At 40.0% G+C, this 10,840-nt stretch carries 14 protein-coding genes and 1 pseudogene; 13 read left to right on the top strand and 2 right to left on the bottom strand.

The features are described from left to right. Together AC1DSB_RS08060 and AC1DSB_RS08055 are read left to right on the top strand one after the other, a co-directional pair. Positions 1-111 (top strand): annotated as a pseudogene (locus AC1DSB_RS08060) (chromosome partitioning protein ParB); the annotation flags it as partial. Between the two features lie 72 nt (positions 112-183). Beyond that, positions 184-918, top strand: coding sequence for a DUF554 domain-containing protein (locus AC1DSB_RS08055; protein WP_477531169.1), 735 nt, complete (start codon positions 184-186; stop codon positions 916-918). Here the strand turns inward: AC1DSB_RS08055 and yyaC are convergent. Then, positions 838-1,446, bottom strand: coding sequence for a spore protease YyaC (gene yyaC / locus AC1DSB_RS08050; protein ID WP_016428929.1), 609 nt, complete (start codon positions 1,444-1,446; stop codon positions 838-840). The genes AC1DSB_RS08055 and yyaC overlap by 81 nt on opposite strands. Before the next feature lie 41 nt (positions 1,447-1,487). Between yyaC and AC1DSB_RS08045 the strand changes: the two genes are divergently transcribed. The 4 genes from AC1DSB_RS08045 (at position 1,488) to AC1DSB_RS08030 (ending at position 4,337) form a co-directional block, all read left to right on the top strand. Beyond that, positions 1,488-2,441 carry a mechanosensitive ion channel family protein gene (locus AC1DSB_RS08045; protein WP_477531168.1) on the top strand — a complete coding sequence of 318 codons (954 nt, stop codon included), beginning with the start codon at positions 1,488-1,490 and terminating at the stop codon, positions 2,439-2,441. After that, complete coding sequence (locus tag AC1DSB_RS08040) at positions 2,441-2,650, top strand: DUF951 domain-containing protein (protein ID WP_016428927.1); 210 nt, start codon at positions 2,441-2,443, stop codon at positions 2,648-2,650. Before AC1DSB_RS08045 ends, AC1DSB_RS08040 begins: the two co-directional genes overlap by 1 nt. Before the next feature lie 126 nt (positions 2,651-2,776). Continuing rightward, positions 2,777-3,877: a redox-regulated ATPase YchF gene (gene ychF, locus AC1DSB_RS08035; protein ID WP_342543801.1), complete on the top strand. Its 1,101-nt coding sequence runs from the start codon at positions 2,777-2,779 to the stop codon at positions 3,875-3,877. Positions 3,878-3,947: 70 nt separating this feature from the next. Continuing rightward, complete coding sequence (locus tag AC1DSB_RS08030; protein ID WP_477586362.1) at positions 3,948-4,337, top strand: gamma-glutamylcyclotransferase family protein; 390 nt, start codon at positions 3,948-3,950, stop codon at positions 4,335-4,337. Positions 4,338-4,365: 28 nt separating this feature from the next. Here AC1DSB_RS08030 and AC1DSB_RS08025 read toward each other — a convergent pair whose 3' ends face one another. Beyond that, a complete protein-coding gene (locus AC1DSB_RS08025; RefSeq protein ID WP_477531166.1) occupies positions 4,366-4,914 on the bottom strand; it encodes a metalloprotease family protein in 549 nt (182 codons plus the stop codon). Positions 4,915-5,086: 172 nt separating this feature from the next. On the opposite strand from AC1DSB_RS08025, the gene rpsF reads away from it, so the two are divergent. The 7 genes from rpsF to AC1DSB_RS07990 form a co-directional block, all read left to right on the top strand. After that, positions 5,087-5,377 carry a 30S ribosomal protein S6 gene (rpsF, locus tag AC1DSB_RS08020; protein ID WP_016428923.1) on the top strand — a complete coding sequence of 97 codons (291 nt, stop codon included), beginning with the start codon at positions 5,087-5,089 and terminating at the stop codon, positions 5,375-5,377. 56 nt (positions 5,378-5,433) lie between these two features. Beyond that, positions 5,434-5,940, top strand: a complete 507-nt coding sequence (ssb, locus tag AC1DSB_RS08015) for a single-stranded DNA-binding protein (RefSeq protein ID WP_016428922.1) — start codon at positions 5,434-5,436, stop codon at positions 5,938-5,940. A gap of 186 nt (positions 5,941-6,126) precedes the next feature. Then, positions 6,127-6,363 carry a 30S ribosomal protein S18 gene (gene rpsR / locus AC1DSB_RS08010; protein ID WP_016428921.1) on the top strand — a complete coding sequence of 79 codons (237 nt, stop codon included), beginning with the start codon at positions 6,127-6,129 and terminating at the stop codon, positions 6,361-6,363. 415 nt (positions 6,364-6,778) lie between these two features. Next, positions 6,779-7,720, top strand: coding sequence for a YybS family protein (locus tag AC1DSB_RS08005; RefSeq protein ID WP_342542590.1), 942 nt, complete (start codon positions 6,779-6,781; stop codon positions 7,718-7,720). Between the two features lie 12 nt (positions 7,721-7,732). Continuing rightward, complete coding sequence (locus AC1DSB_RS08000; protein WP_016428919.1) at positions 7,733-9,709, top strand: DHH family phosphoesterase; 1,977 nt, start codon at positions 7,733-7,735, stop codon at positions 9,707-9,709. Next, positions 9,706-10,155 carry a 50S ribosomal protein L9 gene (rplI, locus tag AC1DSB_RS07995; RefSeq protein ID WP_016428918.1) on the top strand — a complete coding sequence of 150 codons (450 nt, stop codon included), beginning with the start codon at positions 9,706-9,708 and terminating at the stop codon, positions 10,153-10,155. Before AC1DSB_RS08000 ends, rplI begins: the two co-directional genes overlap by 4 nt. Positions 10,156-10,167: 12 nt before the next feature. After that, positions 10,168-10,840 (top strand): DnaB-like helicase N-terminal domain-containing protein (locus AC1DSB_RS07990; protein WP_477586359.1); only part of this gene is annotated, 673 nt, incomplete at its 3' end.

The following is a 10,840-nucleotide window of genomic DNA, read 5'->3' as shown; positions in this document are numbered from 1 at the left end:
TATTTCGGCACAACCGTTTCAATCAAGAAATCGAAAAACAAAGGGAAAATCGAAATTGAGTTTTTCTCTGAAGATGATCTTGAACGTATTTTAGAATTATTAGAAGACTAAACTGCCTATTCCCTTAAAGGATTTAACTTTGAGGGGATAGGTTCTATTTTTAGCTGAAATGAGGAGTTCCGTATGGTGTTATTAGGGACATTGATTAACGCGCTTCTCATCATTGTGGGAACAATCATTGGAAGATTGTTGAAAAACATCCCGGAAAATATGAAGCAAACAGTGATGTATGCCATTGGGCTTGCTGTTACTGTTATAGGACTTCAAATGGGTTTTGAAAGCGGTCAGTTCTTAATCGTTATTATTAGTTTGGTTGTTGGTGCAGTCATTGGAGAGTGGATTGATTTAGATCATCAACTCAATCGATTTGGCCATTGGTTGGAATCGAAAGTTGGCAAAAACAAAAAAGGCGAAAATATAAGTATTGCACAGGGTTTTGTATCAGCTACATTGATTTTCGTTATTGGATCGATGGCAATCATTGGATCCTTAGATAGTGGACTGCGAAATGATCATGATTTATTAATTGTAAAAGGGTTGATAGATGGGTTTACTTCGATCATATTGGCTACCACTCTGGGAATTGGTGTTCTTTTGTCAGCTGTTCCGGTTATTTTATATCAAGGCACGATCGCACTTTTTGCCACTCAAATCAGCCGTGTTATTCCACAAGAAGCACTCGCTTTATATATTCAGGAAATGACTGCAACCGGCGGAATCATGATCGTGGCAATTGGTTTAAATATGATTGGTTTGACCAAGATAAGAGTAGCCAATTTACTGCCAGGCATTCTCGTGGTAGCTATCGTCGTGGCTATTGCGTACTATTTTCATTTGGTGCCTTTGCCAAGCGAGTAGAAGAGCACGGGACAAAACTTTGCCCATATCATAAGGTAATTGAAGTCTAGTGTTTTGCAAGACGGTATATTCCTGATAACCACCAACATTTACAATGCCTTTAATGGAAAGGTCTCCAATAGGCGGCAATTCCTTTTTTACTGCTTTGCCGGGGAAAAGAGGACCTTTTTCGATAACAATATGTCCAATTTTTTCAACTTTCCCTAAGCAAGCATCTATGGCAACTACATAAGGAGTTAATGTTCTCGCTTGAAGTGACTCGACTGTTTGTTGTAAATTCAAAGCGTGCAAAGGTTGCTGCAAAGTACCAATTACTTCATACGGAAATGTAGGATGGTCGCGAAGCCAAGTTCCGATTAATGGTCCTAGAGAGTCTCCAGTAGACCGGTCGGTGCCTATGCAACAAAAAGTGAGATTCGGTTTATCAAATGGTATAAGTTGAAGAAAAAGCGAGCTTAAGCGCCAGGCAACACCTGAATCTTGATAGGAAAAATCTTCCGAATGTAATTGAGACGAAAATGCAAACATAGGTTAGCTCACTCTCTTTTTTCGTAGTATACGTATTAGAAATGGGCTTTATTCAAAAAGGTGGTAGTTATCAAGTGGACATTCACATTAACAAGACGTTTGAAAGTGTCAAAGATTTTCTATTAGATGAGAAAATATGGATTACTGCTGGCGTTATTACGCTAAAAGTAATATTCATTATGTTCTTAGCAGGAATTTTTGTGAAAATATTTAAAGTGGTCATTCGTAAAGTATTTGAAGTCCGTATGAAATCACCCTTGCGCTACTCGGAACGCAGACAGAATACATTACTCAAATTACTCGAAAATGTAGTTGCGTATGTTGTATACTTTGCTGCGCTTCTGGCAGTCCTTTCTGCATTGAAGATTGATGTGAGAGGCTTGCTGGCTGGGGCAGGGGTACTCGGTTTGGCGGTTGGTTTTGGCGCACAAAACTTAGTTCGTGATGTCATCACGGGATTCTTTATTATTTTTGAGGATCAATTTTCTGTCGGAGACTATGTGCGAATCGGTGCATCAGAAGGGTCTGTACAAGAGATTGGTTTGCGAACAACTAAATTAAAAGGATTAAACGGGGAGATTCACATTTTCCCTAACGGAACGATTGTGGAAGTTATCAATTACTCATTAAACAATTCAATTGCGATTGTCGACGTGAGTGTTGCACTTGAAACGGATATTCCAAAAGCGGAAGAGCTTATTGGAGAGTTTTTATCGAGTCTTCCTGAAAAATACGAGCAATTGGTTAAAGAACCTGAGTTACTGGGTGTTCAAAATCTAGCTGCTTCTGAAGTGGTCATGCGTATTACTGCGGAAACAAAGCCGATGCAACATTTCGCAGTAGCGCGAATAATCCGTCGTGACCTGAAAATATTCATGGACGAACATGGAATCGAAATTCCATATCCAAAAATGGTGATGTACCAAAAGAAAACGGGATCGGTTGATTCGGGTACTGGAGATCCTGTGAAGTCTGAAGATAAGGGGAAAGTCTGATGAACACGAAATCCTTTGAGCTGGGTGATATTGTTGAAATGAAAAAGCAGCACCCTTGTGGAACGAACGAATGGAAAATCATTCGCACAGGCGCAGATGTGCGGATAAAATGTGAAGGTTGCCAGCATAGTGTGATGATTCCAAGAAGAGAATTCGAGAAAAAGATGAAAAAAGTGATTAAAGCAGCTGAGCCTTCCACAGAGGAATAGACTTTTGGTTGACAAAAATTTATAATAGATTAGTTAAATGAAAAGTAAAAGCTTCAATCAAGCGTTGAAAATGACTATACACACATGAATATAGAACTCGTAAGTTATGAAAGGTTGGGAACTAATATGGCGTTAACAGCGGGAATCGTGGGCTTGCCGAATGTCGGTAAATCTACTCTATTTAATGCAATAACTAAAGCAGGCGCAGAAGCTGCAAACTATCCATTCTGTACAATTGATCCAAACGTTGGAATTGTAGAAGTGCCGGATGAGCGTCTAAATAAATTAACAGAACTTGTTGTTCCAAAGAAAACTGTTCCTACAGCTTTTGAGTTCACTGATATTGCCGGGATTGTAAAAGGTGCCAGTAAAGGTGAAGGACTAGGAAATAAATTCTTGGCTCACATTCGTGAAGTAGATGCAATTTGCCAAGTGGTACGTTGTTTTGCTGATGAGAACGTTACACACGTAGCAGGGAAAGTAGATCCGATTTCAGATATCGAAGTAATCAATCTTGAGTTAATTTTGGCTGACTTGGAAAGCGTTGAAAAACGTTTGCAACGTGTAGGCAAAATGGCGAAACAAAAAGACAAAGATGCTATGGTTGAAGAGCCAGTATTGGTCAAACTTCGTGATGCTTTTGAAGAAGAGAAACCAGCTCGTTCTGTTGAATTTACAGAAGAAGAATTACGCGTTGTTAAAGGTCTTCATTTATTAACAATCAAACCTATGCTGTATGTAGCAAATGTGGCAGAAGACGAAATTGCGAATGCAGATGAAAATGAATATGTTCAAAAAGTTCGTGAATTCGCTAAAGTAGATAATGCACAAGTTATTGTTGTGTGTGCGAAGATTGAAGAAGAAATGGCTGAGCTTGACGAGGAAGAGAAAGCGATGTTCCTTGACGAGTTGGGGATTAAAGAATCAGGTCTGGATCAGCTTGTAAAAGCCGCATATCAATTATTGGGACTTGCAACATACTTTACAGCAGGCGTGCAGGAAGTTCGTGCTTGGACATTCCGTAAAGGCATGAAAGCACCTCAATGTGCAGGCGTCATCCATACAGACTTCGAACGTGGTTTCATCCGTGCCGAGACTGTTTCTTATGATGACTTGGTTACAAACGGTTCAATGGCTTCTGCAAAAGAAGCAGGGAAAGTGCGTTTGGAAGGTAAAGAATACATCGTACAAGACGGCGACGTTATGTTATTCCGTTTCAACGTATAAAATATTTTCGGGTTAGTCGACTTGTCGGCTGACCCTTTTTTGAATTATAGAGACAAAAGGGGAATGTCGTATGAAGTTATTTGCATATGGGACGTTGCTTTATGGAGAAAAGAATCATCATGTTCTCGAAGGTGCACAACTTTTATATGAGAAGGTTASGCTTCCGGCGATTATGTATGATACAGGAGATGGTTATCCTGCAATCGAGCTAACTCAGGAATCAATAGTAATAGGGGATGTTTACGAAGTACCCGATCATATGTGGGTGGATTTAGATGAGCTTGAAGGTTATACAGGGGACCCTGAAATGGATCTTTATACGAAACAAATGGTGAATATAAAAACAAAAGATAGCATCTTAGAATCCATTGTGTACACTGTATGTGATGAAACGATGAAGAAAGTTGTAATTTCATCCGGAGACTGGATTACTTATCGTAAATCTCAAGAAATAAAGTAAAGCTGCTCCATTTCAAATGGAAGCAGCTTTATTGTTGTTCAAACACATATAATTTTGGTCGTTCTGGGTCATCCTTGATCCAAGCATCATCGCGTACAGTCCGTAATTTTTTAATCATGGCAAAATCACCAGCGGCACCAGCAATCAGCCAGGCACCTAGTAATGCGAGAAGCGGACTATTAAGGAAAATAGCAATGACGGCCGGTAATACGCCTGTTGTCCAAAATGGCAGGATTAACACTCTTTTCATCGCTTTATTTTGAACAGGTTCAGTAGTTGTCGCGTAGGCAACACCCAGTTTCAAATTAAAGCCATAGTCAAGCGAACGCCATGGAACTTTAGCGAATATGACAAAGCCGACTAGATGTGCTGCTTCATGCAAAACGATTAATAGGATATAGCCAATGATGAATAGGAGCAATCCGAGCCAGGATGGTTCAAATGCAAAATCTTGATGCACAATACTAGTTAATAGCAAAAGTACCACGCTTAAGACGACCGTTAATACTAAGCTTGTTTTGCCGATTTTTTGAATGTCCAAATCAATGATTTTAGTTGGTGTATCGAAATCATTCATTATTCTCACCTCATAATAGGTAGTATAGCTGAAAAGCCTAAGTTGTCTACCAAATCAGTAGTTGCACGTGGTCATTGTGTGTGTTACAATCAATTGATGTGAGTAATGAATGTTACTTGCTCCTTGCCTACTGTCAACAGTCAGGCCTAAGTCCATAAGGAGGTGCAAAAAGATGAAAAAGTACGAATTAATGTACATCATTCGACCAACAATCGAAGATGACGCGAAAAAAGCTCTTACAGCTCGTTTCGACGAAATCTTGACTACGAATGGTGCTGAAATCATCGAGTCTAAAGAGTGGGGCAAACGCCGCTTAGCTTACGAAATCAATGACTTCCGCGAAGGTTTCTACCAAATCGTGAAAGCAAACGCTGATTCAAGAGCAATCGATGAATACATCCGTCTTGCTAACATTAACGAAGATATTATTCGTTTTGTAGCTGTCAACGTAGAAGATAAATAAGAATTTAGCATCGAGTATACTCGAAACAACTTGCAGACGAGGGAGGTTGTATTCTGATGATTAACCGAGTCGTATTAGTCGGAAGACTGACAAAAGATCCGGAGCTTCGTTATACACCAAGTGGTGTAGCAGTTGCGCGTTTTACACTAGCTGTAAATCGTTCATTCTCTAACCAGTCAGGTGAAAAGGAAGCGGATTTTATTAACTGTACTGTTTGGAGAAAGCCAGCTGAAAACACAGCAAACTTCCTTAAAAAAGGTAGTTTGGCAGGTGTAGAAGGGCGTATTCAAACTGGGAGCTATGAAGGCCAAGATGGAAAGCGTGTTTACACGACTGAAGTTGTAGCTGATAGTGTTCAATTCCTTGAACCACGTAATAGTTCTGGCGGAGATCGTCCACAACAAGGACAACCTTATGGTGGCGGTTCAAACCAAAACAATCAATATCCATCTTATCAACAGAATCAATCACCAAATCAGCAAAACTATACACGTGTAGATGAAGATCCTTTCTCTTCTGGAAGCGGCCCAATCGAAGTATCAGACGACGATTTACCATTCTAATTAGAAAAGCGTAGAAGGCCATGATAGACCGACTCCGACGTTGGAACCAACGAATCGAAAACCCGTTTTCGAATGAGATGGTGAAACGGAGGTGCGGTCTGGCCTTCGGAGCTAGACATTACCAGATAGCGAATTGACTTTAACGCACACCCAAAATAAAACCAAACACTAAGGAGGCGAAACGATATGGCACCACGTCGCGGAGGCAAAAGACGCAAAAAGGTTTGCTATTTCACGTCTAACAATATTACGCATATCGACTATAAAGATGTTGATTTGCTTAAAAAGTTCGTATCAGAACGCGGAAAAATTCTTCCACGTCGAGTTACTGGAACAAGCGCGAAATACCAACGCAAACTGACTTCAGCAATCAAATTATCACGTATCATGGCATTACTTCCATTCTCTACTGAAGAGAGATAAGAAATGCTTTTGAACGCTTAAAAGACCGGGAAACCGGTCTTTTTTTATATTATAAGAAAGTATGAATTTTAGACAATATTTCTTATTCTTTCGAGATATGTTATGTCTAGCTCCAGTCGCTATCTCGCACCTAAGCTTGGGCACAGGTGGGGCGACATAAAGGCGTTGCGAAAAGAAGCTTTTTGCGACGAGTAACCGCAGGAGCACAACGACATGGCGCTTTGAGCTTTTCTTATGTGCCAAAATCATTTCATTTGGAACTTTTGTTGCAACTGGACCGACATGATACAATAGGAAGATATAGTTGTCCATTCTCTTGAAAAATTAGATAAGTAGTAAAACAGCTTTGATAATGACTATGTGATTGGGACATCTGATAGTGAATACATGTTTTTTAAGTTAGGAAGGATCTTGAATGCCGAATGAACAAGCGAAACAGCTGACATTAGGTGCAATGATAATTGCGCTGTTTTCTATTTTGTTGGCTGTTTCTTTTTATGTGCCTGTGCTGAATTTGATTACAATACTTTTTCTCGCTCTGCCAATAGCTTGGTATAGTGCGAAATTTAGTCGGGCTGCTTCTATTTATGTTGTTGTACTAAGTATGGGTATTTCCTATTTCGTTGGAGGGTTAATGGCCATACCTTTTGCTCTGATTCATGTCTTGCTCGGTTTTATTATCGGAGATACGATTCGTTTGAAGAAAAGTAAGCTGTTCATGTTAATGGCTTCGGCGATTGTCTTGATAGTAAGCATCGTCATTGAATATGTAATCCTTGTACTGCTCTTCAAATTCAATCCTGTGAAAGAAATGTTAGTATACACGAAAGATCAATATGATCAATTGGGTACGTTCCTGGAACAATATAATACTTTACCTAAAAATTACGATCAGACCATTTCGGATGTTTTATTCATGTTCGAAACTGTCATGCCAACTCTCCTGATACTTGGAATTTTCTGCTTTGTATTTGTATTCATCAATATCCAGTTGCCAGTTTTGCGAAAATTAGGCTTGGACGTACCAAAGTTTCCGGCAATTAGACACATGCGGTTACCGAAATCCATATTATGGTACTACATGATTGTCATGGTCGTAACTTTATTTGTTGAATTAACTCAGGGAACATTTGCTTTTATGGTATTAGCCAACGTAACTATGATGCTCCGTGTAATGCTTACTTTACAGGGAATATCTTTCATCCATTTTTACATCCATGAAAAAGGATGGCCGAAATGGGTTGCAATTGTTGCAACATTTTTAGCGTTCCCTTTACAATCGTTAACGGTGTTATTAGGCATATTCGATTTAGGTTTCAACATTCGTTCATTTGTCAAAGACAAGAACAAAAAGTAAGGAGCTGAACAAATGTCAGCATTCTTTAGAAAAAGACCCATTCGTGTCCCTTTATTTTTTCTATCAGTGCTCGGCCTAATAAGCGCTTTTTTGCTCCTATACTGGCAAATGTGGATAGGAAGCATTGTTGCTGCTCTTTTCCTCATTGTCTTGGTTATTGGCTGGCAAATGGAGAAACGTTTATACGAAGAGACCGAAAAACATATTGAAACACTTTCATATCGCATGAAACGGGTTGGCGAAGAAGCATTACTTGAAATGCCCATAGGAATAATATTGGTCAATGAAAATTGGACCATTGAATGGGCGAACCCGTACATGTCGAGAGAGCTTGAATTTGATTCACTCATTGGTGAAGATTTATTTACGTTGTCAGATGAATTCCATTCACTTGTAAAGCAAGAAGATAATAAAGAGCAGACCGTCAGCTTGTCCGGTAAGAAATTTAAAGTATTTTACAAACAAGAAGAAAAACTTCTTTATTTCTTTGATATCACCGAGCAAACAGAAATTGAGACGCTTTACTATTCAGATCGCAGCGTAATTGGTGTGCTGTTCATTGATAATTACGATGAGCTGGCACAAGGAATGGATGACCAGACGCGCGGTCAGTTAAATAGTTTGGTAACGTCGCTCGTCAATAATTGGGGAGCGGGACACGGCATTTATGTCAAAAGAATTTCATCTGACCGATTCCTAGCTGTATTGAATGAATCCATATTACTGGAACTTGAAAAAACGAAGTTTTCTATTTTGGATGATATTAGAGAAGCAACCTCCAAATTGAATTTGGCATTAACACTGAGTATCGGTGTGGGTGCCGGGTCATCCTCATTGGTAGAACTTGGCCAACTTGCGCAGTCGGGTCTGGATTTGGTATTGGGACGTGGCGGAGATCAAGTAGCCATTAAACAACCAAGTGGAAAAGTGAAATTTTACGGCGGAAAAACCAACCCGGTTGAAAAAAGAACGAGAGTTAGGGCACGCGTCATTTCACATGCGCTGCGTGATTTAATTCAGGATAGTGACCAAGTGTTTGTCATGGGGCATCAATTGCCCGATATGGATGCAATCGGTGCAGCTGTCGGCGTACGGAAAATGGCAGAGATGAATCAGATCAATGGCTATGTCGTCATCAATTTTGATGAACTCGACCAAAGTGTGACCAGGTTGATGGAAGAAGTGAAAAACAAGCCACAATTATTTGAACGCTTTATTTCACCTGAAGAAGCTTTATCTAAATTAACCGATCGTACATTGCTTGTGGTCGTGGACACGCATAAACCAAGTATGGTCATTGATGAAAAACTGTTGAATCGAGCTGAAAAAGTAGTAGTGATTGATCATCATCGCCGTGGAGAAGAATTTATTTCGAATACAATGCTTGTTTACATGGAGCCATATGCATCATCAACAGCAGAGCTTGTAACGGAATTGCTCGAATATCAACCGAAACATGATAAAATAACGATGCTAGAAGCAACTGCAATGCTTGCCGGTATAATTGTCGATACGAAGAGCTTTACCCTTCGAACGGGTGCACGAACGTTTGAAGCGGCCTCGTATTTACGTACAAACGGAGCGGACACGGTGCTAGTTCAGCGCTTACTAAAAGAAGATATTGCAACATATATTGAACGTTCTAAAATTGTTCAGACAGTTGAGTTTTTCCGAGAAGGCATTGCGATAGCACATGGGGAAGAAACAAATTCCTATAGCCAGGTGCTTATAGCACAAACCGCAGATATTTTACTGACAATGAAGGATGTTTCAGCATCATTTGTGGTCGCAAGAAAAAATAATGGAGACGTTGGCATCAGCGCCCGTTCTATGGGTGAAATCAATGTCCAATTAATTATGGAGAAGCTCGGTGGCGGTGGTCATTTAACCAATGCTGCTTGTCAGATTCATGATAAAGAGATTGAAAGTGCCATTGAACAACTAAAATTAGCAATCATTGAAATTGTCGAAGGAGGCCAAATAACATGAAAGTAATTTTCTTGAAAGATGTTAAAGGCAAAGGGAAAAAAGGCGAAATCAAAAATGTAGCAGATGGCTATGCGCATAACTTTTTATTGAAAAACAATTTGGCGACTGAAGCTAATCAAGCGACAATCAGCGCATTAGATGGTCAAAAACGTAAAGAAGATAAACATGCAGAACAAGTGCATGAAGAAGCGAAAAAGTTAAAAGAGAAGTTAGAGCAAATTACGGTAGAACTAAAAGCAAAATCAGGTGAAGGTGGCCGTTTGTTTGGTTCGATAACAACGAAACAAGTCGCGGAACAACTTCAGAAAACAACAGGTATTAAAATCGACAAACGTAAAATGGAATTGGACGATGCCATTCGTGGACTTGGATATACAAACATTCCAGTTAAATTACATCAAGAAGTAACAGCAACATTGAAAGTACACGTAACAGAAGAAGCGTAAGGAGTGACGTTAATGAGCGAGCCCATGATGGACCGGATACCCCCTCACAACCAAGAAGCCGAGCAGTCCGTGATAGGGGCCATCTTTTTAGAGCCTCAAGCGCTCATTACGGCAGCAGAAATTCTACAATACGAAGACTTTTATCGCGTGGCACATCAGAAGATTTTCCAAACGATGAATCGCCTCAGTGATCAAGGAAAACCAATTGACGTTGTAACAGTGACGGAAGAGTTGGCATCGAAAAAAGAACTTGAAGATGTCGGTGGACTTTCGTATTTATCGGAAATTGCAAATTCAGTACCAACTGCCGCAAACATCGCACATTATGCACGGATTGTTGAAGAAAAGGCGTTACTGCGACGATTAATTCGCGTAGCGACCAATATCGTTGAAGATGGCTTTACGCGTGAAGACGAGGTCGAAGCCTTGTTATCTGAAGCCGAAAAGAAAATGATGGAAGTTTCCAATCGAAAAAATGCGGGTGATTTCAGGCACATTAAAGATGTACTTGTTCAAACGTATGACAACATTGAACTTCTCCATTCACGTAAGGGCGATATAACAGGGGTTCCCACAGGATTCCGTGATTTAGACCGTATAACAGCCGGTTTCCAACGGAACGATTTAATTATTGTAGCCGCACGTCCGTCTGTTGGTAAAACAGCGTTTGCGTTAAACGTAGCAC

This window comes from Paenisporosarcina sp. P4_E4_2 (assembly GCF_056401595.1).
The sequence above is the reverse complement of the archived record's forward strand: the minus strand, read 5'-3'. Positions and strand labels throughout refer to the sequence as shown.